The organism is Streptomyces sp. M41 (assembly GCF_043673425.1).
Classification (GTDB): domain Bacteria; phylum Actinomycetota; class Actinomycetes; order Streptomycetales; family Streptomycetaceae; genus Streptomyces.
On sequence record NZ_JBIMKE010000001.1, the window covers coordinates 475,713 to 497,444 of the forward strand.

The 21,732-nt window shown below is 70.7% G+C and carries 21 protein-coding genes; 18 read left to right on the plus strand and 3 right to left on the minus strand.

From position 1 onward, the window contains the following. Positions 1-14 precede the first annotated feature (14 nt). On the plus strand, positions 15-647 hold the full coding sequence (locus ACHBTE_RS02165) for an HdeD family acid-resistance protein (protein ID WP_394721526.1): 633 nt from the start codon (positions 15-17) through the stop codon (positions 645-647). Positions 648-822: 175 nt separating this feature from the next. Then, positions 823-1,332, plus strand: a complete 510-nt coding sequence (locus ACHBTE_RS02170; protein ID WP_394721593.1) for an ATP-binding protein — start codon at positions 823-825, stop codon at positions 1,330-1,332. Positions 1,333-1,356: 24 nt separating this feature from the next. Here the strand turns inward: ACHBTE_RS02170 and idi are convergent, their stop codons facing one another. The 3 genes from idi to galE form a co-directional block, all read right to left on the minus strand. Continuing rightward, positions 1,357-1,950 carry an isopentenyl-diphosphate Delta-isomerase gene (gene idi / locus ACHBTE_RS02175; protein ID WP_394721527.1) on the minus strand — a complete coding sequence of 198 codons (594 nt, stop codon included), beginning with the start codon at positions 1,948-1,950 and terminating at the stop codon, positions 1,357-1,359. A 223-nt stretch (positions 1,951-2,173) separates the two neighbouring features. Further along, positions 2,174-3,109 (minus strand): cation diffusion facilitator family transporter, encoded by a 936-nt coding sequence (locus ACHBTE_RS02180; RefSeq protein ID WP_394721528.1) that lies wholly within the window; start codon positions 3,107-3,109, stop codon positions 2,174-2,176. A 158-nt stretch (positions 3,110-3,267) separates the two neighbouring features. Then, complete coding sequence (gene galE, locus ACHBTE_RS02185; protein WP_394721530.1) at positions 3,268-4,239, minus strand: UDP-glucose 4-epimerase GalE; 972 nt, start codon at positions 4,237-4,239, stop codon at positions 3,268-3,270. Positions 4,240-4,517: 278 nt separating this feature from the next. Between galE and ACHBTE_RS02190 the strand changes: the two genes are divergently transcribed. From ACHBTE_RS02190 to ispG, 16 genes are all read left to right on the plus strand, one after another. After that, positions 4,518-6,371: a DUF5941 domain-containing protein gene (locus tag ACHBTE_RS02190; RefSeq protein ID WP_394721531.1), complete on the plus strand. Its 1,854-nt coding sequence runs from the start codon at positions 4,518-4,520 to the stop codon at positions 6,369-6,371. Beyond that, positions 6,368-7,120, plus strand: a complete 753-nt coding sequence (locus tag ACHBTE_RS02195; RefSeq protein ID WP_394721532.1) for a sugar phosphate nucleotidyltransferase — start codon at positions 6,368-6,370, stop codon at positions 7,118-7,120. Before ACHBTE_RS02190 ends, ACHBTE_RS02195 begins: the two co-directional genes overlap by 4 nt. Then, positions 7,108-8,169, plus strand: coding sequence for an iron-containing alcohol dehydrogenase family protein (locus ACHBTE_RS02200; protein ID WP_394721533.1), 1,062 nt, complete (start codon positions 7,108-7,110; stop codon positions 8,167-8,169). Before ACHBTE_RS02195 ends, ACHBTE_RS02200 begins: the two co-directional genes overlap by 13 nt. Further along, a complete protein-coding gene (locus ACHBTE_RS02205) occupies positions 8,147-8,926 on the plus strand; it encodes a CDP-alcohol phosphatidyltransferase family protein (RefSeq protein ID WP_394721534.1) in 780 nt (259 codons plus the stop codon). Before ACHBTE_RS02200 ends, ACHBTE_RS02205 begins: the two co-directional genes overlap by 23 nt. A gap of 5 nt (positions 8,927-8,931) precedes the next feature. Further along, positions 8,932-9,825, plus strand: a complete 894-nt coding sequence (locus ACHBTE_RS02210; protein ID WP_394721535.1) for a glycosyltransferase family 2 protein — start codon at positions 8,932-8,934, stop codon at positions 9,823-9,825. Between the two features lie 96 nt (positions 9,826-9,921). Beyond that, entirely contained in the window at positions 9,922-10,857 is a 936-nt protein-coding gene (locus ACHBTE_RS02215) for an ABC transporter permease (RefSeq protein ID WP_394721536.1), read from the plus strand. Beyond that, a complete protein-coding gene (locus tag ACHBTE_RS02220; RefSeq protein ID WP_394721537.1) occupies positions 10,850-11,629 on the plus strand; it encodes an ABC transporter ATP-binding protein in 780 nt (259 codons plus the stop codon). The genes ACHBTE_RS02215 and ACHBTE_RS02220 overlap by 8 nt, the downstream gene beginning before the upstream one ends. Before the next feature lie 387 nt (positions 11,630-12,016). Beyond that, entirely contained in the window at positions 12,017-12,916 is a 900-nt protein-coding gene (gene hpnC / locus ACHBTE_RS02225; protein ID WP_394721538.1) for a squalene synthase HpnC, read from the plus strand. Beyond that, positions 12,913-13,875: a presqualene diphosphate synthase HpnD gene (hpnD, locus tag ACHBTE_RS02230; RefSeq protein ID WP_394721539.1), complete on the plus strand. Its 963-nt coding sequence runs from the start codon at positions 12,913-12,915 to the stop codon at positions 13,873-13,875. Before hpnC ends, hpnD begins: the two co-directional genes overlap by 4 nt. Continuing rightward, positions 13,875-14,018 (plus strand): DUF6380 family protein, encoded by a 144-nt coding sequence (locus ACHBTE_RS02235; protein WP_394721540.1) that lies wholly within the window; start codon positions 13,875-13,877, stop codon positions 14,016-14,018. Before hpnD ends, ACHBTE_RS02235 begins: the two co-directional genes overlap by 1 nt. Then, positions 14,015-15,514 carry a hydroxysqualene dehydroxylase HpnE gene (gene hpnE / locus ACHBTE_RS02240; RefSeq protein ID WP_394721541.1) on the plus strand — a complete coding sequence of 500 codons (1,500 nt, stop codon included), beginning with the start codon at positions 14,015-14,017 and terminating at the stop codon, positions 15,512-15,514. Before ACHBTE_RS02235 ends, hpnE begins: the two co-directional genes overlap by 4 nt. Before the next feature lie 71 nt (positions 15,515-15,585). After that, positions 15,586-16,650, plus strand: coding sequence for a polyprenyl synthetase family protein (locus ACHBTE_RS02245; protein ID WP_394721594.1), 1,065 nt, complete (start codon positions 15,586-15,588; stop codon positions 16,648-16,650). 142 nt (positions 16,651-16,792) lie between these two features. Beyond that, on the plus strand, positions 16,793-18,853 hold the full coding sequence (gene shc / locus ACHBTE_RS02250) for a squalene--hopene cyclase (RefSeq protein ID WP_394721542.1): 2,061 nt from the start codon (positions 16,793-16,795) through the stop codon (positions 18,851-18,853). Next, the gene (locus tag ACHBTE_RS02255; RefSeq protein WP_394721543.1) at positions 18,853-19,497 is read left to right on the plus strand and encodes a 1-hydroxy-2-methyl-2-butenyl 4-diphosphate reductase; all 645 of its coding nucleotides are present in this window, start codon (positions 18,853-18,855) and stop codon (positions 19,495-19,497) included. The genes shc and ACHBTE_RS02255 overlap by 1 nt, the downstream gene beginning before the upstream one ends. Before the next feature lie 5 nt (positions 19,498-19,502). Beyond that, on the plus strand, positions 19,503-20,525 hold the full coding sequence (hpnH, locus tag ACHBTE_RS02260) for an adenosyl-hopene transferase HpnH (protein WP_394721595.1): 1,023 nt from the start codon (positions 19,503-19,505) through the stop codon (positions 20,523-20,525). A gap of 4 nt (positions 20,526-20,529) precedes the next feature. Beyond that, on the plus strand, positions 20,530-21,705 hold the full coding sequence (gene ispG / locus ACHBTE_RS02265) for a flavodoxin-dependent (E)-4-hydroxy-3-methylbut-2-enyl-diphosphate synthase (RefSeq protein ID WP_394721544.1): 1,176 nt from the start codon (positions 20,530-20,532) through the stop codon (positions 21,703-21,705). The last annotated feature ends 27 nt before the right edge of the window (positions 21,706-21,732 follow it).

Genomic DNA, 21,732 nt, shown 5'->3' on the forward strand with positions numbered 1-21,732 from the left:
TTGAGGAGGCGGCGATGAACGCGTCCACCAAACCCAAGGGCGAGGCGGCGAAACTTCAGCGAGGCTTCGGCCTGCTCGCCGTCCTCGGCGTACTGCTGGTCGTCGGCGGCCTGGTCGGTCTCCTCTACACGGCCTTCGCCACGCTGACCACCATGCTCCTGTTCGGCTGGCTGCTGCTGATCGGCGGCATCGTCGGTCTGGCGCACGCGGTCCAGGCGCGCGGCAGCAACTTCTTCTGGCTCGGTGTGGTCGTCGCGGCGCTGAACATCGCGGCCGGCGTGGTGGTGATCCGCAGACCGGAGGCGGCGGCCGAGGCGCTGGCCATGTTCGCGGCCCTGCTCTTCCTCACCGGCGGGCTGTTCCGGCTGGTCGGCAGCCTGGTGGTGCGCGGTCCGCAGTTCGGCTGGACCCTGCTCCAGGGCGCCTTCGACCTGTTCCTCGGCATCCTGGTGCTGAGCTCCTGGCCCAGCAGCAGATACGTCATCGGAACCCTCATCTCGCTCGCCCTGCTCTTCGACGGGCTCGGCCTGATCGCCACGGGCTTCGGCGGGCACAAGATCGTCGGCATGGTCTCCGAGCGCGTCGCCGCCGAGGGCGGGGCGGGGCAGGCGGACGCGGACACCACCAAACCCGTACAACCCGAATAGTTCGCCAAGTCGCCACGCAGCGGGACAGGAGCGGTCCCACATCTGACGGTGTCATACGCCAACGATCAGAAACGCTCGATACTTGCTGACTTGTGTTCAGTTCCACGGTCCGGACCTGCGCGTTATCAACACTCGACATGTGGTGACAATCGAGCGCGAGGGTGGCGACCGGACGATGGAGAACCACGGGCGCGGGTCCGGCCCACGCCCAGCGAGCGGCGCGGCCGAGCCCCCCGGTCAGCAGCCGCCGAATCCCCTGCCGTACGAGGGCGTCTGGCGGTTCACCGCCCCCGCCGTCGACGCCTCCGTCCCGCAGGCACGGCACGCCGTGCGGGACCTGCTGTACCGCCAGGGCGTCCCGGTCCCGGACGACCTCGTCCAAGGACTGCTGGTGATCGTCTCGGAGCTGGTCACGAACGCCGTCCGGCACGCGGCGCTGCTGTCGCCGATGCTCGCTGTCGAGGTCGCGGTCGGCGCGGAGTGGCTGCGGGTCTCCGTGGAGGACAACCACCCCTACCGCCCCACCGCCCTGGAGGCGGACCACGGCCGGACCGGCGGCCGTGGCCTGCTCCTGGTGCGGGAGATCACACGGGAGGCGGGCGGCGTGTGCGACGTCGAGCACACGGCGAACGGCGGCAAGGTGATCTGGGCCGCCGTCCCGCTCACACCGGCCCGGGTGCCCTGAGGCTCGTCCCGCGGGGCCGGCCCGTCACCAGCCGGCCGACGGGCCCGTCAGCTCCCTGATCGCGGGGCGGGCCGCGTCGAGGACGGTCATGAACCACGCCGAGAAGCTGTCCTTCGCGTGCCGCTCCATCAGCTCGGCGGCGGTCACGAAGGCGGTCTCACCGACCTCCTCCGGGTCCGGCCGCAGCGGCGACTGCACCATGCCGACGAAGAGGTGGTTGTACTCCTGCTCCACCAGGCCCGAGTCCGGGTCCGGGTGGTTGTAGCGGACCGTGCCGGCCTCGGCGAGCAGTGACGGGGAGACACCGAGTTCCTCGTGCGTACGCCGGGCCGCAGCCGCGAAGGGCGCCTCGCCGGGGTAGGGGTGACCGCAGCAGGTGTTGGACCACACGCCGGGGGAGTGGTACTTGCCGAGCGCCCGCTGCTGGAGCAGCAGCCGGCCGTGCTCGTCGAAGAGGAACACGGAGAAGGCGCGGTGCAGCTGCCCCGGCGGCTGATGGGCGGCGAGCTTCTCCGCGGTGCCGACCGTCACACCGTTCTCGTCGACCAGTTCCAGCAAAATCGCGTCTGCGGCGCCGTTCGACGGACTGTGCGTCGCGGTCGCAGGTGTGATCGGCATACCCATCCTTCGCATCGGTCTCAGCGCCCCAAGTGTGCCGTACGAAACCGGCACTCCCGGCAGTTGATCGTGCCCGGCGCGGCGAGCGGGGAACCGTCCGCCGGGCCGCTGTGCGCAGGAGGACGCCGCCGACCACCGGATCGCTGCATTCCGTCCGTACTGGCGTCTTGTCCGACCGTACGAATGTTTCAGTCCGTTCGGTGCCGCGGCCGTGTCCGCCGTCTCAATGGCAGAGCCGCGCCTCGTGCTCCGCGTGCCCGCTCGGCTCCAGCTGGAAGGTGCAGTGCTCCACGTCGAAGTGGTCGCCCAGGCAGCCCTGGAGCTCGTGCAGCATCTTCTCGTGGCCGATCGCGTTCAGCGCGTCGGTGCTCACCACCACGTGCGCGGACAGCACCGGCATGCCGGACGTGATCGTCCAGGCGTGCAGATCGTGGACGTCCTCGACACCGTCCAGGGCGAGTATGTGGGCCCGCACCTGAGCCATGTCGACGTCCTTGGGTGCCGACTCCAGCAGCACGTCGAGCGTCTCGCGCAGCAGCTTGAGGGTGCGCGGCACGATCATGAGGCCGATGACCAGCGAGGCGATCGGGTCGGCGGCCTGCCAGCCGGTGAGCAGGATCACCGCGGCCGAGATCAGCACCGTGAGCGAGCCCAGCGTGTCCGCGGCCACCTCCAGGAAGGCGCCGCGCACGTTCAGGCTCTCCTTCTGGCCCCGCATCAGCAGCGTCAGCGAGACCATGTTGGCGACCAGGCCGATCGCGCCGAACACGATCATCAGGCCGCCCTCGGTGTCCGCCGGCGTGAAGAACCGCTCCACGGCCTCGTACAGGACATAGCCGCCGACGCCCAGCAGGAGCAGACAGTTCGCGAGGGCGGCGAGGATCTCCGCGCGGGCGTAGCCGAAGGTGCGCTTCGTGCTCGGCGGGCGGTTAGCGAAGTGGATCGCCAGCAGGGCCATGCCCAGGCCCAGCGCGTCCGTCGCCATGTGCGCCGCGTCCGCGACCAGGGCCAGCGAGTCCGCGGCGACCCCGCCGACGATCTGGACCACCATCACGCCGAGCGTGATCGACAGCGCCACGCGCAGTCTCCCGCGGTACGCGGCAGCCGCCGTACCGCTCGTCGGCACGTGCGCGTGCCCGTGGTCGTGCCCTGCCCCCATGGGAAAGCCGCCCTTCTGCGGTCCGTCGGACGATCGGATTTTCCGTTCCGGGATCACAGTGAACTACGGGCGGGGGGTATCGGGCAACGCGGCACTGAACACCGTTGTCATGTGCTCTGACCTGCGGAAATGTTCCGCAGGTCAGAGCCGTGGAGTGATCAGCTGCCGTGGTGCAGCAGCCATCCCCGCCATGCCGACTCGACCATCTCGCGTACCCCGCGCCGGGCCGTCCAGCCGAGCTCCTCGGCGGCCCGCGCGGCCGAGGCGACCGCTCGGGGGGCGTCGCCGGGCCGCCGGGCCTCGACCAGGGCGGGCCGCCGGTCGCCGGTGACCTCGCCGATGACGGTGATCAGCTCGCGCACCGAGACGCCCTCACCGCGACCGATGTTGACCGTCAGGTCCCCGCTCGCGTCCGCGGCCGAGAGCCGTCGGGCCGCCGCGAGGTGCGCCTCGGCGAGGTCGGCCACATGGATGTAGTCGCGGACGCAGGTGCCGTCCGGCGTCGGATAGTCGTCGCCGAAGATCCGCGGCGCCTCGTCCCGGGTGAGCCGGTCGAAGACCATGGGGACGATGTTGAACACGCCCGTGTCGGCCAGCTCGGGCGAGGCCGCGCCCGCGACGTTGAAATAGCGCAGGCACACCGTCGCGATGCCGTGCGCCCGGCCCGCGGCCCGCACCAGCCACTCCCCGGCGAGCTTGGTCTCGCCGTACGGGTTGACCGGCGCGCACGCCGTGTCCTCCGTGATGAGGTCGACGTCCGGGTTGCCGTAGACGGCCGCGGACGACGAGAACACGAACCGCTCGATACCCGCTTCGGCGACCGCCTCCAGGAGCGTGGCGAGACCGCCCACGTTCTCCCGGTAGTAGCGCGTCGGCTGCGCCACCGACTCACCGACCTGCTTGCGCGCGGCGAGATGCACCACGCCCGTCACCGCGTGCTCGGCGAACACCCGCTTCAGCAGCTCACCGTCCAGCGACGAGCCCTCGACGAGCGGCACGTCCGCCGGCAGCCGCGCGGAACGTCCGGCCGAGAGGTCGTCCAGTACGAGCACGCGCTCCCCGGCGTCGGTCATGGCCCGCGCCACATGTGCCCCGATGTAGCCGGCTCCGCCTGTGATCAGCCATGTCATGGTCGCCCACCCTATGCGCAGGCACGGGCCGGGCATGCAATGTCCTCGATGCCCCGTTCTGTGAGCACGGGTTTGTGAGCCGGACCCCCGATCCCCGATGATGATCGCGGCAGGCGCCGGGCAAACCACGTTGATCGCTGCGCCGAACGGGCGATGAACGTCGGCTTCCAACCATCCGATAGCCTCTGCCGACACGCCGCTCGGCCGTCACCGGCAAGGGGCGCCCCCACCCGCACACGACCGGCGCGGATACGCCGGCACCCAGGGAGTGAGTTCGGTTGTCGACCGCCATCCTCACCGGTCAGCCGGTCCCCGGATCGTCGATCGAAGGCGATCTGCGGTCCCTCGGCTACGACGTGCGGGTCGCCACCGATCCGGCCGACGCTGAGACCCTCCTCGCCCAGGTGCCCGGCGACCAGCGCGTCGCGCTCGTCGACGCCCGCTTCGTCGGCCACCCGCACGCCCTGCGCCTCGGTCTGACCGACCCGCGCTTCCCGCTCGCCGCGATCCCGGGCGCCGTGACGGCCCAGGCGGCCGGACGGCAGGCCCTGACCCGCGCCATGGCCCGCGAGCACTCCGCGGGCGGCGGTACCGCCGGTGGCGGGGCCCCCGCGCGGGCGACGACGAGCGTCGGGGACGTCGACAGCCTCGCCGACCGCGTCATCGACGCCCTCGACGCCGACGGCAGCGATGTGCACCGTCCCGAGCTCGGCAGCCTGGTCGCCGCCGTCCCGGCCGACCCCCAGGCCCGCAACGAGGCGCGGCAGGCCGTCGCGGCCGTCGACGACGAGGCCGTACGCCTGAAGTCGGCCGTGAAGGCCCGCGACGGCTTCTTCACCACCTTCTGCATCAGCCCCTACTCGAAGTACATCGCCCGCTGGTGCGCCCGCCGTGGCCTGACCCCCAACCAGGTCACCACCGCGTCCCTGATCACGGCGCTGATCGCGGCGGGCTGCGCGGCCACCGGCACCCGAGGCGGCTTCGTCGCGGCGGGCGTGCTGCTGATCGCGTCGTTCGTCCTCGACTGCACCGACGGCCAGCTCGCCCGCTACTCCCTCCAGTACTCCACGCTCGGCGCCTGGCTGGACGCCACCTTCGACCGGGCCAAGGAGTACGCCTACTACGCGGGCCTCGCCCTCGGCGCGGCCCGCGGCGGCGACGACGTCTGGGCCCTCGCCCTCGGCGCGATGGTCCTGCAGACCTGCCGGCACGTCGTGGACTTCTCCTTCAACGAGGCCAACCACGACGCAACCGCCAACACCAGCCCCACCGCCGCCCTCTCCGACAAGCTCGACAGCGTCGGCTGGACGGTGTGGCTGCGCCGGATGATCGTCCTGCCGATCGGCGAGCGCTGGGCGATGATCGCGGTCCTCACCGCGGCCACCACCCCGCGCGTCACCTTCTACGCACTGCTCATCGGCTGCGCCTTCGCCGCGACGTACACCACGGCCGGCCGGGTGCTGCGCTCACTGACCCGCAAGGCCCGCCGCACCGACCGGGCCGCCGAGGCGCTGGCCGACCTGGCGGACTGCGGACCGCTCGCCCAGGGCATCGCGCGGGCCGTCAAGGACCACGCACGCCGGCTGCCCGGCTTCGCCGTCCCGGCCGTCGCCCTCCTCGGCGGCGCCGTCGTCGTCGCCACCGCCGCGCTGACCGGGTTCGGCGGGCCGTGGCCGGCCGTCGCCGCGCTCGGCTACGCCGTGACCTCGGGTCTCGCCGTCGCCCGGCCCCTCAAGGGCGCCCTCGACTGGCTGGTCCCGCCGTTCTTCCGCGCCGCCGAGTACGGCACCGTGCTGGCGCTCGCCGCCGTCGCCGGGGTGAACGGGGCCCTTCCTGCGGCTTTCGGGCTGGTGGCCGCGGTCGCCTACCATCACTACGACACGGTGTACCGCATCCGCGGCAACGCCGGAGCGCCCCCGGCCTGGCTGGTGCGCGCCATCGGGGGGCACGAAGGGCGGACGCTGCTCGTCACCGTCCTCGCCGCGGTGCTCTCCGCCTCGCAGTTCACGGTCGCGCTCACGGTCCTCGCCGTGGCCGTGGCCCTGGTGGTGCTCGTCGAGAGCATCCGCTTCTGGGTGTCCGCCCACAAGGGTGGGGCGCCCGCCGTACACGATGAAGGAGAACCCGCATGATCGGCCTCGTGCTGGCGGCCGGCGCCGGACGGCGTCTGCGCCCCTACACCGACAGCCTTCCCAAGGCTCTGGTGCCGGTGGGCCCCGCGGGCATAGAGGGCGAACCAACGGTTCTCGATCTCACCCTCGCCAACTTCGCCGAGATCGGCCTCACCGAGGTCGCGATCATCGTCGGCTACCGCAAGGAGGCCGTGTACGAGCGCAAGGCGGCGCTCGAGGCGAAGTACGGCCTCAAGCTCACCCTCATCGACAACGACAAGGCCGAGGAGTGGAACAACGCCTACTCCCTGTGGTGCGGCCGTGACGCCCTCAAGGACGGTGTGATCCTCGCCAACGGCGACACCGTCCACCCGGTCTCCGTCGAGAAGACGCTGCTCGCCGCCCGCGGCGACGGCAAGAAGATCATCCTTGCCCTGGACACGGTGAAGAGCCTGGCCGACGAGGAGATGAAGGTCGTCGTCGACCCCGAGAAGGGCATGACGAAGATCACCAAGCTGATGGACCCCGCCGAGGCCACCGGCGAGTACATCGGCGTCACCCTCATCGAGGGCGACGCCGCCCCCGAGCTGGCCGACGCCCTGAAGGCCGTGTGGGAGACCGACCCGCAGCAGTTCTACGAGCACGGCTACCAGGAGCTCGTGAACCGCGGCTTCCGCATCGACGTGGCGCCGATCGGCGACGTCAAGTGGGTGGAGATCGACAACCACGACGATCTCGCCCGCGGACGGGAGATCGCGTGCCAGTACTGACCCGGCTGATTCCCTCGCCGGTCGTCGTGGACATCCGCCCGGGTGCCCTCGACGATCTGGCCTGCGTGCTCGCCGACGAACGCATCTCGCACTCCGGCAAGCTGGCCGTCGCGGTCAGCAACGGCTCCGGCGCCCGGCTCCGGGAGCGGCTCGCCCCCGCGCTGCCCGGCGCCTCCTGGTACGAGGTCGGCGGCGGCACCCTCGACGACGCGGTCCGGCTGGCCAGTGACATAAAGGCCGGCCACTACGACGCGGTCGTCGGACTCGGCGGCGGCAAGATCATCGACTGCGCCAAGTTCGCCGCGGCGCGCGTCGGCCTGCCGCTGGTCGCCGTACCGACGAACCTCGCTCACGACGGCCTGTGCTCGCCGGTCGCCACCCTCGACAACGACGCGGGCCGCGGCTCGTACGGCGTGCCCAACCCGATCGCCGTCGTCATCGACCTCGACGTCATCCACGAGGCCCCGGCCCGTTTCGTGCGCGCCGGCATCGGCGACGCGATCTCGAACATCTCCGCGATCGCCGACTGGGAGCTCGCCCATCGCGTGAAGGGCGAGAAGATCGACGGCCTCGCCGCCGCGATCGCCCGCCAGGCCGGCGAGGCGGTGCTGCGCCACCCCGGCGGCATAGGAGACACCGGCTTCCTCCAGGTGCTGGCCGAGGCGCTGGTGCTCAGCGGCATCGCGATGTCGGTGTCGGGCGACTCACGCCCGTCCTCCGGGGCGTGCCACGAGATCAACCACGCCTTCGACCTGCTGTTCACCGAGCGCGCCGCGGCGCACGGCGAGCAGTGCGGTCTGGGCGCGGCCTTCGCCATGTACCTGCGGGGAGCGCACGAGGAGTCGGCCTTCATGGCCGAGGTGCTGCGTCGGCACGGGCTGCCGGTCCTGCCCGCGGAGATCGGCTTCACGGACGAGGAGTTCGTCCGCGCCGTGGAGTTCGCTCCGCAGACCCGGCCCGGCCGCTACACGATCCTCGAACACCTCGACCTGACAACCGACCAGATCAAGGACGTCTACGCCGACTATGTCAAGGCCATCGGTAGCTGAACTCCGCCCCGTCGTTCACCCCGCGGGGGTGAAGGACCGGCGAAGCGGTGAGCACTGGATGGGACGCCTCTACATGCGCGAGGTGTCCCTGCGGGTCGACCGCTACCTGGTGAACACCAGGGTCACGCCCAACCAGCTCACGTACCTGATGACCGTCTTCGGCGTGCTCGCGGCCCCGGCCCTGCTGGTGCCGGGGATCGCGGGCGCCGTGCTCGGCGTGGTCTGCGTCCAGCTCTATCTGCTGCTGGACTGCGTCGACGGCGAGATCGCCCGCTGGAAGAAGCAGTACTCGCTGAACGGCGTCTACCTGGACCGGGTCGGCGCCTACCTCACCGACGCCGCCGTCCTGGTCGGCTTCGGTCTGCGCGCCGCCGACCTGTGGGGCAGCGGCCGTATCGACTGGCTGTGGGCCTTCCTCGGCACGCTGGCCGCGCTCGGCGCCATCCTGATCAAGGCCGAGACCGACCTCGTCGGCGTCGCCCGGCACCAGGCCGGAAAGCCGCCGGTCCAGGAGTCGGCGTCCGAGATGCGCTCCTCCGGCATGGCCCTGGCCCGCAAGGCCGCCGCGATGCTGAAGTTCCACCGTCTGATCCTCGGCATCGAGGCATCGCTGCTGATCCTGGTCCTCGCGATCGCCGACCAGATGCGCGGCGACCTGTTCTTCACCCGGCTCGGTGTCGCGGTGCTGGCCGGCATCGCGCTGCTCCAGACCCTGCTGCACCTCGTGTCCATCCTCGCTTCGAGCAGGCTGAAGTGAGCGGCATGGGCTCGACGACAACCCCCCTCAAGGTCGGCGCGGTCATCATCACGATGGGCAACCGCCCCGACGAGCTGCGCGCCCTGCTCGACTCGGTCGCCAAGCAGGACGGCGACCGCGTCGAGGCGGTCGTCGTCGGCAACGGCTCGCCCGTCCCGGACGTCCCCGAGGGCGTCCGCACCATCGAGCTGCCCGAGAACCTCGGCATCCCCGGCGGGCGGAACGTCGGCATCGAGGCCTTCGGCCCCAGCGGCCGGGACGTCGACATCCTGCTCTTCCTCGACGACGACGGCCTCCTCGCCCAACACGACACCGCCGAGCTGTGCCGCCGGGCCTTCGAGGCCGACCCGAAGCTCGGCATCATCAGCTTCCGCATCGCCGACCCGGACACCGGGGTCACCCAGCGCCGCCATGTGCCACGGCTGCGGGCCTCCGACCCGATGCGCTCCTCCCGGGTCACCACCTTCCTGGGCGGCGCCAACGCCGTACGGACCCAGGTCTTCGCCGAAGTAGGCGGGCTCCCGGACGAATTCTTCTACGCCCACGAGGAAACCGACCTGGCATGGCGGGCCCTCGACGCGGGCTGGATGATCGACTACCGGTCCGACATGGTGCTGTACCACCCGACGACCGCGCCCTCACGGCACGCGGTCTACCACCGCATGGTGGCCCGCAACCGCGTCTGGCTCGCCCGCCGCAACCTGCCCGCCCCCCTGGTCCCCGTCTATCTGGGCGTGTGGCTGCTGCTGACCCTCGTCCGCCGCCCGTCCCGCCCAGCCCTGAAGGCATGGTTCGGTGGTTTCCGGGAAGGCTGGACAACTCCGTGCGGTCCACGCCGGCCCATGAAGTGGCGTACGGTGTGGCGGCTGACCCGACTGGGCCGGCCCCCCGTCATCTGACAAGCTCGGCCCTGAGAAGCCCCGGGCCACATCCGGGCCCCAGGTTCATGCCATGCCCGCACAGGCTGCGCATCTCGAAGACGAAAGTTTCAACTGGTGAGTGAGACAACGCACGACGGCACGGTCGCGGTGAGCGCGCCGCTGCCGCCCGACGAGGGCCTCACGGCGGCACAGCTCGCCGCCAAGTACGGGCTGTCCGTGAGCGGCGCCCGCCCCTCGCTGTTCGAGTACGTCCGTCAGCTCTGGGACCGCCGGCACTTCATCCTCGCCTTCTCGCGGGCGAAGCTGACCGCGCAGTACAGCCAGGCGAAGCTCGGTCAGCTCTGGCAGGTGGCGACCCCGCTGCTGAACGCGGCCGTGTACTTCTTCATCTTCGGCCTCCTGCTGGGGGCCCGTGAAGGCATCCCGCACGACATCTACGTGCCGTTCCTGGTGACCGGGGTGTTCGTCTTCACCTTCACCCAGAGCTCGGTGCTCGCGGGCGTGCGCGCCATCTCCGGCAACCTCGGCCTGGTCCGCGCGCTGCACTTCCCCCGGGCCTCGCTGCCGATCTCCTTCGCGCTCCAGCAGCTCCAGCAGCTGCTGTTCTCGATGATCGTGCTGGTCGTGATCATGGTGGCCTTCGGCGCCTATCCCGACCTGTCCTGGCTGCTCGTGGTGCCCGTGCTGGTGCTCCAGTTCGTCTTCAACACCGGGCTCGCGCTGATGTTCGCCCGGATGGGAAGCAAGACGCCCGACCTCGCTCAGCTGATGCCGTTCGTCCTGCGCACCTGGATGTACGCCTCCGGCGTCATGTTCAGCATCCCGGCGATGCTCGCCGACAAGGACGTGCCGGGCTGGCTCGCCGACGTCCTGCAGTGGAACCCCGCAGCGATCTACATGGACCTGATCCGCTTCGCGATGATCGACGACTACGGCTCCTCGTACCTGCCCCCGCACGTGTGGGCCTTCGCCCTGGGCTGGGCGCTGCTGGCCGGTGTGGTCGGCTTCGTGTACTTCTGGAAGGCGGAGGAGAGGTACGGCCGTGGCTGAGCACAGGACGGATGCCCACATCCCCACCGTCATCGCGGACGAGCTGCACATCGTCTACCGCGTCAACGGCGCCAAGACCGGCAAGGGCAGCGCCACCGCCGCCCTGAGCCGCATCCTCAAGCGCGGCGAGGAGCGGGGCGTGCGCAAGGTGCACGCCGTCAGGGGCGTCTCCTTCACCGCCTACCGCGGCGAGGCCATCGGCCTGATCGGCTCCAACGGCTCCGGCAAGTCCACCCTGCTGCGCGCCATCGCCGGCCTGCTCCCGGCCGAGAAGGGCAAGGTCTACACCGACGGCCAGCCCTCGCTGCTCGGTGTGAACGCGGCGCTGATGAACGACCTCACGGGCGAGCGCAACGTCATACTGGGCGGGCTCGCCATGGGCATGTCCCGCGAGGAGATCAAGGCGCGTTACCAGGAGATCGTGGACTTCTCCGGCATCAACGAGAAGGGCGACTTCATCACCCTGCCGATGCGCACCTACTCCTCCGGCATGGCGGCCCGGCTGCGCTTCTCGATCGCCGCGGCCAAGGACCACGACGTGCTCATGATCGACGAGGCGCTGGCCACCGGCGACCGCAAGTTCCAAAAGCGCTCCGAGGAACGCATCCGGGAGCTGCGCAAAGAAGCCGGCACCGTCTTCCTCGTCAGCCACAACAACAAGTCGATCCGCGACACCTGCAACCGCGTCCTGTGGCTGGAACGTGGCGAGCTGCGCATGGACGGGCCGACGGACGAGGTCCTCAAGGAGTACGAGAAGTTCACGGGCAAGTAGTCCACCCGGACATGGGCCGAGTGGCCCAGGACGCTTGACCGGGCCTCGCCGGAACTGCCTCGGCGGGGCCCCGCGTCTGCAAAGGAGACGTCAACTCCGGCTGGCCGTAGGAAGCTTGACGCCAATCGGTGCGTTGTTGTGATGCGCAGGACACCCTCACAGGCCCCACCCCGTTGTACAACGTAAGCTGTACCGGTACCGAAACGCGGCAAGTGGGGCGATAAGGAACGACACCCTCATCCAGGGCTGCGGTGCGGACGGCTGGGCGGCGTGTCCGAAATAGTATGCATTGGGTCGGCGGTGTAGAACGGGAGATGTGACGGCAATGGCTACGGAAACTCCCCAGCTCCACGCAGCATGTGCCGTCCCCGCCCCGGGCAGCCCACGGTGACGGGAACGAGTGCACGCGCGGATGACCCAGAGCGCGGCACGCTCGACAAGGCCGCCACGGAGAACTTCCCCGTGGCGCCGTTCTTCCTGCCCAGGGCCTGGCGCACCGACCTCATGGCTGTCTACGGATTCGCTCGTCTGGTCGATGACATCGGCGACGGCGACCTCGCCCCCGGCGGCGCGGACGCCCGTCTGCTCGGCGTGTCGCCCGCGGACGCCGAGGATCCTCTGGTCATGCTCGACGCCTTCGAGGCCGATCTGCGCCGGGTCTTCGACGGCGCCCCGCGCCACCCCCTGCTGCGCCGCCTCCAGCCGACCGTCCGCCGCCGCTCGCTGACCCCCGAGCCCTTCCTCGGCCTGATCGCCGCCAACCGCCAGGACCAGCTCGTCGGACGGTACGAGACCTACGACGATCTCCTTGCCTACTGCGAACTGTCCGCCAACCCCGTCGGCCGTCTCGTCCTCGCCGTCACCGGCACCGCGACGCCCACGCGAATCCGTCTCTCCGACTCGGTGTGCACCGCGCTCCAGATCGTCGAGCACCTTCAGGACATCGCCGAGGACCTTGGCCGTGACCGGATCTATCTGCCCGCGGCGGACATGAAGAGCTTCCATGTGCAGGAAACCGACCTGGCCGCGAGAACGGCAGGCGCATCGGTGCGCGCACTGGTCGCGTACGAAGCCGAACGTGCCCGGAACCTCCTGAATGAAGGCGCCCCCCTGGTGGGTAGCGTCCACGGCAGGCTCAAGCTGCTGCTGGCGGGTTTCGTGGCGGGGGGAAGGGCGGCGATCCACGCGATCGCCACCGCCGAATACGACGTACTTCCCGGCCCGCCCAAGGCCAGCAGGCTCCGGTTGCTGCGCGAGGTGGGCGTGACTCTGCGAGGAGAGGGGTGATCCGGACCGTGGAGTCTGCACCACACGCGTCCGCACCGGTACTCGCCGCCTACAGCTACTGCGAGACGGTCACCGGACAGCAGGCCCGTAATTTCGCCTACGGGATCCGTCTGCTGCCCACGCCCAAGCGCCGCGCGATGTCGGCGCTGTACGCGTTCTCGCGCCGCGTCGACGACATCGGCGACGGCGCGCTGACCGGCGAGGTCAAGATCGCCCGGCTCGAGGACACCAGGGAGCTGCTGACCCGCATTCGCGACCGCGAGGTCGACGAGGACGACATCGACCCCGTGGCCGTCGCCCTCGCCCACGCCGCCGACACCTTCCCGATCCCGCTCGGCGGCCTGGACGAGCTGATCGACGGCGTGCTGATGGACGTACGCGGCGAGACCTACGAGACCTGGGACGACCTCAAGGTCTACTGCCGCTGTGTCGCGGGCGCCATCGGGCGGCTCTCGCTCGGCGTCTTCGGTACGGAACCAGGGGCGCGCGGCGTCGAGCGCGCGCCCGAGTACGCCGACACGCTCGGCCTGGCGCTCCAGCTCACCAACATCCTGCGCGACGTCCGTGAGGACGGGGAAGGCGGACGCACCTATCTGCCCTCCGACGACCTCGCCAAGTTCGGCTGCTCGGCCGGCTTCAGCGGGCCGACCCCGCCGGAGGGCTCCGACTTCGCCGGCCTCGTGCACTTCGAAGTGCGACGGGCCCGCGCTCTCTTCGCCGAGGGATACCGGCTGCTGCCGATGCTCGACCGGCGCAGCGGTGCCTGTGTCGCCGCCATGGCCGGCATCTACCGCCGCCTCCTCGACCGCATCGAGCGCGATCCGGAGGCGGTGCTGCGCGGCCGTGTCTCGCTGCCCGGCCGCGAGAAGGCGTACGTCGCGGTGCGCGGCCTGAGCGGTCTGGACGCCCGGCATGTCACCCGCCGATCCGTCGGCCGTGCCGTCAGGAGGCGCGCCTGATGGACATTCCGGCCCAAGGTGATGCCATCGGCGAAAAGCGGCGCGCAACCCTCCGCCGCCCGGCCGCGTCCCTGACTGAGACGACCGCTCGTGCACCGTTCAATCACCGGCCCGAAGGTCGCGCAGGGGAGGGTGCACGATGACCGACGGCACACGGCCCGAAGGGCCGCTCGCGGACCTCCCCGGTCGCGCGCAGCACCCGGATCGCGCGCAGAGCCCCGATCGCGCGCAGAGCCCGGATCGCTCGGAGAACGCCGGCGGCTTCGGGAAGCGCGCGGTGGTGATCGGCGGCGGGCTCGCCGGGATCACCACCGCGCTCGCGCTCGCCGACGCCGGAGTGCGCGTCACCCTGCTGGAGGGCAGGCCGAGGCTGGGCGGACTGGCCTTCTCCTTCCGGCGCGGCAACCTGACCGTCGACAACGGACAGCATGTCTATCTGCGCTGCTGCACCGCCTACCGGTGGTTCCTCGACCGGATCGAGGGCTCGGCGCTGGCGCCGTTGCAGGATCGTCTCGACGTGCCCGTGCTCGACCTCGGCAAGCCCGCGGGGCGGCGGCTCGGCAGGCTGCGACGCGACGCCCTGCCCGTACCCCTGCACCTGGGCCGGAGCCTGGCGACCTATCCGCATCTCTCGCTCGCCGAACGCGCCAAGGTCGGACGCGCCGCGCTCGCGCTCAAGGGGCTCGACCTCGACGATCCGGCCCTGGACGCCCAGGACTTCGGCAGCTGGCTGACCGCGCACGGTCAGTCGGCGCGTGCCGTCGAGGCCCTGTGGGACCTGGTCGGGGTCGCCACCCTCAACGCGGTCGCGGGCGACGCCTCGCTGGGGCTCGCCGCGATGGTGTTCAAGACCGGTCTGCTGTCCGACCCGGGTGCCGCCGACATCGGCTGGGCGCGCGTCCCGCTGGGCGAACTGCATGACCGGCTGGCCCGCAAGGCGCTCGACTCCGCGGGCGTGCGCACCGAGGTCCGTACACGCGTCACCTCCATCTCCACCGACGACAACGGACGTTGGAGCGTTGAGGTTCCCGGCGAGACGCTCCGCGCGGACGCGGTCGTGCTCGCCGTCGCCCAGCGCGAGGCCCACGACCTGCTGCCCGACGGCGCCCTCGACGCCCCCGAGCGGCTGCTGGAGATCGGCACCGCGCCGATCCTCAACGTCCATGTCGTGTACGACCGCAAGGTGCTCGGGCGCCCGTTCTTCACCGCCCTGGGCACCCCGGTGCAGTGGGTGTTCGACCGCACCGAGGCCTCCGGGCTCACGGACGGCCAGTACCTGGCGCTGTCCCAGTCGGCCGCGCAGGACGAGATCGACGCCCCCGTAGCGGTCCTGCGCGAGCGGTATCTGCCCGAACTGGAGCGGCTGTTGCCCGGTGCGCGCGACGCCCGGGTCACGGACTTCTTCGTCACCAGGGAGCGCACGGCGACGTTCGCCCCCACCCCCGGCGTCGGGCGGCTGCGGCCCGGCGCCCGTACCAAGGCACCCGGCCTCTACCTGGCCGGAGCGTGGACCGCCACAGGGTGGCCCGCGACCATGGAGAGTGCGGTCCGCAGCGGTGTGAGTGCGGCCGGCGCCGCACTGAGCGCCCTGGGCCGGCCCCGCCCCAGCCACCTCTTCGACGTCGAGGAGGCGGCGTGATGCTGAACGAGCGCACGGCGGCAGCCACCCGCACGCCCGGTACCGCAACAAGAGGAGAGACTGTGCCCACTGTGCCCCCGGCCGAGGAGGCAGCTCGAGAGACCGCGGTGGACGTGACCGCACTCCTGGAGCGCGGCAGGACCCTGGCCACCCCGGTACTGCGGGCGGCCGTCGAACGCCTGGCCCCTCCCATAGACGCGGTGTCCGCCTACCACTTCGGCTGGACCGACGCCGAGGGCAACCCCACGGCCGGGGACGGCGGCAAGGCCGTACGCCCCGCCCTCGCGGTGCTCTCCGCCGAGGTCACCGGCGCCGCGCCCGAGGTCGGCATCCCCGGCGCGGTCGCCGTCGAGCTGGTCCACAACTTCTCCCTGCTGCACGACGACCTGATGGACGGCGACGAACAGCGCCGCCACCGCGACACCGTCTGGAAGGTGCACGGCCCGGCACAGGCCATCCTCGTCGGCGACGCCCTGTTCGCCCTCGGCAACGAGATCCTGCTGGAGCTCGGCACCGTCGAGGCGGGCCGCGCCACCCGCCGGCTGACCACCGCCACCCGCGCCCTGATCGACGGCCAGGCACAGGACATCTCCTACGAGCACCGCGACCGCGTCAGCGTCGAGGAGTGCCTGGAGATGGAGGGCAACAAGACGGGCGCCCTGCTCGCCTGCGCCAGCTCCATCGGCGCGGTCCTCGGCGGCGCGGACGACCGGACCGCGGACATCCTGGAGAAGTACGGCTACCACCTGGGCCTCGCCTTCCAGGCCGTCGACGACCTCCTCGGCATCTGGGGCGACCCGGTCTCCACCGGCAAGCAGACCTGGAGCGATCTGCGCCAGCGCAAGAAGTCCCTGCCGGTCGTGGCCGCGCTCGCGGCGGGCGGCAGCGCGTCCGAGCGGCTCGGTGAGATCCTCGCCGCCGACGCCAAGAGCAGCGACTTCGCGACCTTCTCCGAGGAGGAGTTCGCCGCCCGTGCCGCCCTCATCGAGGAGGCGGGCGGCCGGGAGTGGACCGCCGAAGAGGCACGCCGTCAGCACACCATCGCCGTCGAGGCCCTGGACGCCGTCGACATGCCCGAGCGAGTGCGGGCACAGTTCACGGCGCTCGCCGACTTCGTCGTCGTACGAAAGAGATGATCACCACCGGGCGAAAAGAGATGATCAGTATCGGTCGAATAGCCCTCGCGTAGTCGCCGGCCGGTGTCGCTGGAAGAAGCGCACCGGCCGACGGCGGACCCACAGCAGACGCAACTCTGGAGCACTGCACGAAGGGGAAGCCATGACAGCGACGACCGACGGAAGCACCGGGGCGCTGCCGCCCCGGGCCGCCGCGGCCAGCGACACCGACATTGCAAGCCCCGTGGCGGCCGGGGTCCATGAAGCCGCCGTACGCGCGGTCCGGCGCGCGACCGACTTCCTGCTGGCGCAGCAGGACGCCCAGGGCTGGTGGAAGGGCGACCTCGAGACGAATGTCACCATGGACGCCGAGGACCTGCTGCTCCGTCAGTTCCTGGGCATCCGGGACGAGAAGACCACACAGGCCGCCGCGCTCTTCATCCGGGGCGAGCAGCGCGAGGACGGCACCTGGGGGACTTTCCACGGCGGACCCGGCGAACTCTCCGCCACCATCGAGGCGTACGTCGCCCTGCGCCTGGCCGGTGACGCCCCAGGCGCGCCGCACATGGCGAAGGCCTCCGCCTGGATCCGTGAGCAGGGCGGCATCGCCGCCGCCCGGGTCTTCACCCGGATCTGGCTGGCCCTGTTCGGCTGGTGGAAGTGGGAGGACCTGCCCGAACTCCCGCCGGAGCTCATCTACTTCCCCACCTGGGTCCCGCTCAACATCTACGACTTCGGCTGCTGGGCCCGGCAGACCATCGTCCCGCTGACGATCGTCTCCGCCAAGCGCCCGGTACGTCCCGCGCCCTTCCCGCTCGACGAGCTGCACACCGATCCGGCGAACCCCAACCCGCCCAAGCCCCTGGCTCCGGCGGCGAGTTGGGACGGCGCCTTCCAGCGGCTCGACAAGGCCCTGCACCGACTGCGCAGGGTCGTCCCCCGCAAGCTGCGCAGAGCCGCCATGAACAGCGCCGCCCGCTGGATCATCGAGCGGCAGGAGAACGACGGCTGCTGGGGCGGCATCCAGCCCCCGGCCGTGTACTCGGTCATCGCCCTGCATCTGCTCGGCTACGACCTCGAACATCCCGTCATGCGGGAAGGGCTGGCCTCGCTGGACCGTTTCGCCGTCTGGCGCGAGGACGGGGCCCGGATGATCGAGGCCTGCCAGTCGCCTGTCTGGGACACCTGCCTGGCGACCATCGCGCTCGCCGACGCCGGTGTCCCGGCCGACCACCCGCAGCTCGTCAAGGCCGCCGACTGGATGCTGGGGGAGGAGATCGTCCGGCCCGGCGACTGGGCGGTCAAGCGGCCCCAACTGCCGCCGGGCGGCTGGGCGTTCGAGTTCCACAACGACAACTACCCCGACATCGACGACACCGCCGAGGTGGTCCTCGCACTACGCCGGGTCAGGCACCACGACCCGGAGCGGGTCGAGAAGGCCATCGCGCGCGGGGTGCGCTGGAACCTCGGCATGCAGTCGCGCAACGGGGCCTGGGGCGCCTTCGACGTCGACAACACCAGCCCGTTCCCCAACCGGCTGCCGTTCTGCGACTTCGGCGAGGTCATCGACCCGCCGTCGGCGGACGTCACCGCGCATGTCGTCGAGATGCTCGCGGTCGAGGGCCTCGCGCACGATCCGCGCACCCGGCGCGGCATCCGCTGGCTGCTCGCCGAGCAGGAACCGGACGGCTCGTGGTTCGGCCGCTGGGGCGTCAACTACGTCTACGGCACCGGATCCGTCGTACCCGCCCTGGTGGCGGCCGGTTTCCCGGGCTCGCACCCGGCGATCCGCCGCGCGGTGGCCTGGCTGGAGTCCGTCCAGAACGACGACGGCGGCTGGGGCGAGGACCTGCGCTCCTACAAGGACGCCAAGGAGTGGAGCGGCAGGGGCGCCTCGACCGCCTCGCAGACCGCGTGGGCGCTGATGGCGCTGCTGGCCGCGGGGGAGAAGGACTCCAAGGCCGTCGAACGCGGTATCGAGTGGCTGGCGGCGACCCAGCGGGAGGACGGCTCCTGGGACGAGCCGTACTTCACCGGCACCGGGTTCCCCTGGGACTTCTCGATCAACTACCACCTCTACCGGCAGGTCTTCCCGCTGACCGCGCTCGGCCGGTTCGTGCACGGGGAGCCCTTCGCCGACCGGGCCGAGGCGGCTCTCACCGTGGGGGCCCTCAGCGAGGCTGCTCTCACCGAGGCTGCTCTCACCGAGGCCGAGGGGGGCTGATGAGCCCACAGCCCGTACCGGCCCCGCTGCTGATCGCCTGCGCGCTCGGCATCGAGCAGTTCGCCCTGCGCAGCGGAGACCGGGGCGGCGCCGACGGGCCGGTCACCGTCCTGCGTACCGGTATGGGGCCCCGATCGGCCGAGCGGGCGGTCACCCGTGTACTGGCCGCCGACCCGGCGCTGGCCGGGGCCGCCGTGCTCGCCACCGGCTTCTGCGCGGGGCTCGCGCCCGGCATGCACCCCGGCGATCTGGTGGTCGCCGAGGAGACCAGGGATCCGGCGGGAACGATTCCGTGCGTCGGGACCGACCTACTCGTCAAAGAGCTCGCGCGGACCGTCCCGGGCCGCACCGTCCACACCGGACCGCTCACCGGCTCGGATCATGTCGTCCGAGGTCAGGAACGGTCCGATCTGCTCACGACCGGCGCGATCGCGGTCGACATGGAGTCGGCGGCCACGCTTCTGAGCGCCGTCCGCGCGGGCGAGGGCCCGGTTGCGGCCGTCCGGGTGGTCGTGGACGCTCCAGAACATGAACTCGTCCGGATCGGCACGTTGCGCGGTGGAATATCGGCTTTCCGCGTCCTTCGTTCCGTTCTGCCTGCATTCTACGAATGGCACCGTTCTTTGCTGCTCCCCAGGAGGTGAGCCAGATGGCCATGCCGCTGCGTCAGTCCATCAAGGTCGCTACTTACTTGGCCGAACAGAAGCTCCGCAGGCGCGAGAAGTTCCCGCTCATCGTCGAGCTGGAGCCCCTGTTCGCCTGCAACCTCAAGTGTGAGGGCTGCGGCAAGATCCAGCACCCGGCCGGGGTGCTGAAGCAGCGCATGCCCGTGGCGCAGGCCGTGGGAGCGGTGCTCGAGTCCGGCGCGCCGATGGTGTCCATCGCCGGCGGTGAGCCCCTGATGCACCCGCAGATCGACGAGATCGTGCGGCAACTGGTGGCCAAGCGGAAGTACGTCTTCCTGTGCACCAACGCCATGCTGCTGCGCAAGAAGATGGACGACTTCAGGCCCTCGCCCTACTTCGCCTTCGCCGTGCACATCGACGGCCTGCGCGAGCGCCACGACGAGTCGGTCGCCAAGGAAGGCGTCTTCGACGAGGCCGTCGAGGCCATCAAGGAGGCCAAGCGGCGCGGCTTCCGGGTCACCACCAACTCGACCTTCTTCAACACCGACACCCCGCAGACCATCGTCGAGGTGCTCAACTTCCTCAACGACGACCTCAAGGTCGACGAGATGATGATCTCGCCCGCCTACGCCTACGAGAAGGCCCCCGACCAGGAGCACTTCCTCGGCGTCGAGCAGACCCGCGAGCTGTTCAAGAAGGCCTTCGCGGGCGGCAACCGCCGGAAGTGGCGGCTCAACCACTCGCCGCTGTTCCTCGACTTCCTCGAGGGCAAGGTCGACTTCCCGTGCACCGCCTGGGCCATTCCGAACTACTCCCTCTTCGGCTGGCAGCGGCCCTGCTACCTGATGAGCGACGGGTACGTACCCACGTACCGCGAGCTCATCGAGGAGACCGACTGGGACAAGTACGGCCGCGGCAAGGACCCGCGCTGCGCTAACTGCATGGCGCACTGTGGCTACGAGCCCACGGCCGTCCTCGCCACCATGGGTTCGCTCAAGGAGTCCCTGCGCGCCATCCGCGAGACGGTCTCCGGGACCGGGGAGTGACGTCATGACCGCCATCCCCTTGGGCGTCCCCGAGGTACCGGTCCGGCCGATCGCCGAGCGGCGGGTGTCACGGCAGATCCAGGTCGGCCCGGTGGCGGTCGGGGGCGGTGCCCCGGTCTCGGTGCAGTCGATGACGACCACGCGTACGTCGGACATCGGCGCCACCCTCCAGCAGATCGCCGAGCTGACCGCTTCGGGCTGCCAGATCGTCCGGGTGGCCTGCCCGACGCAGGACGACGCGGACGCGCTCGCGACGATCGCCCGCAAGTCGCAGATCCCGGTGATCGCGGACATCCACTTCCAGCCGAAGTACGTGTTCGCGGCCATCGCGGCCGGCTGTGCGGCCGTACGCGTCAATCCCGGCAACATCAAGCAGTTCGACGACAAGGTCAAGGAGATCGCGGGTGCCGCCAGGGACCACGGCACGCCGATCCGCATCGGCGTCAACGCCGGGTCGCTCGACAAGCGGCTGCTCCAGAAGTACGGCCGCGCGACACCGGAAGCCCTGGTGGAGAGCGCGCTGTGGGAGGCGTCGCTCTTCGAGGAGCACGGCTTCCGGGACATCAAGATCTCGGTCAAGCACAACGACCCGGTGATCATGGTCGAGGCGTACACACAGCTCGCGGCGCAGTGCGACTACCCGCTGCACCTCGGCGTGACCGAGGCCGGTCCCGCCTTCCAGGGCACGATCAAGTCGGCCGTCGCCTTCGGCGCCCTGCTGTCACGGGGGATCGGCGACACGATCCGGGTGTCCCTGAGCGCCCCGCCGACCGAGGAGGTCAAGGTCGGCATCCAGATCCTCCAGTCGCTGGGCCTGCGGCAGCGGCGGCTGGAGATCGTCTCCTGCCCCTCCTGCGGCCGCGCCCAGGTCGACGTCTACAAGCTGGCCGACGAGGTCACAGCCGGCCTGGAGGGCATGGAGGTGCCGCTGCGGGTAGCCGTCATGGGCTGTGTGGTCAACGGCCCCGGCGAGGCGCGGGAGGCGGATCTGGGGGTCGCCTCCGGCAACGGCAAGGGTCAGGTCTTCGTGAAGGGCGAGGTCATCAAGACCGTCCCCGAGTCCAGGATCGTCGAGACCCTGATCGAGGAGGCGATGAAGATCGCCGAGCAGATGGAGCAGGACGAGGACGCCACGGGCGCCTCCGTCGTCACGGGAAAGCCAGAAGTGACTGTGAGCTGAAGCAAGGCACGGACCGAGAGGGGGCCC

Excerpts from the sequence above, each read along its gene's own strand:
- ACHBTE_RS02165 (WP_394721526.1), top strand. The coding sequence starts at position 15 with ATGAACGCGTCCACCAAACCCAAGGGCGAGGCGGCGAAACTTCAGCGA.
- ACHBTE_RS02170 (WP_394721593.1), top strand. The coding sequence starts at position 823 with ATGGAGAACCACGGGCGCGGGTCCGGCCCACGCCCAGCGAGCGGCGCG.
- idi (WP_394721527.1), bottom strand. The coding sequence starts at position 1,950 with ATGCCGATCACACCTGCGACCGCGACGCACAGTCCGTCGAACGGCGCC.
- ACHBTE_RS02180 (WP_394721528.1), bottom strand. The coding sequence starts at position 3,109 with ATGGGGGCAGGGCACGACCACGGGCACGCGCACGTGCCGACGAGCGGT.
- galE (WP_394721530.1), bottom strand. The coding sequence starts at position 4,239 with ATGACATGGCTGATCACAGGCGGAGCCGGCTACATCGGGGCACATGTG.
- ACHBTE_RS02195 (WP_394721532.1), top strand. The coding sequence starts at position 6,368 with ATGATCGGCCTCGTGCTGGCGGCCGGCGCCGGACGGCGTCTGCGCCCC.
- ACHBTE_RS02205 (WP_394721534.1), top strand. The coding sequence starts at position 8,147 with ATGTCAAGGCCATCGGTAGCTGAACTCCGCCCCGTCGTTCACCCCGCG.
- ACHBTE_RS02210 (WP_394721535.1), top strand. The coding sequence starts at position 8,932 with ATGGGCTCGACGACAACCCCCCTCAAGGTCGGCGCGGTCATCATCACG.
- ACHBTE_RS02235 (WP_394721540.1), top strand. The coding sequence starts at position 13,875 with ATGGACATTCCGGCCCAAGGTGATGCCATCGGCGAAAAGCGGCGCGCA.
- hpnE (WP_394721541.1), top strand. The coding sequence starts at position 14,015 with ATGACCGACGGCACACGGCCCGAAGGGCCGCTCGCGGACCTCCCCGGT.
- shc (WP_394721542.1), top strand. The coding sequence starts at position 16,793 with ATGACAGCGACGACCGACGGAAGCACCGGGGCGCTGCCGCCCCGGGCC.
- ACHBTE_RS02255 (WP_394721543.1), top strand. The coding sequence starts at position 18,853 with ATGAGCCCACAGCCCGTACCGGCCCCGCTGCTGATCGCCTGCGCGCTC.
- hpnH (WP_394721595.1), top strand. The coding sequence starts at position 19,503 with ATGGCCATGCCGCTGCGTCAGTCCATCAAGGTCGCTACTTACTTGGCC.
- ispG (WP_394721544.1), top strand. The coding sequence starts at position 20,530 with ATGACCGCCATCCCCTTGGGCGTCCCCGAGGTACCGGTCCGGCCGATC.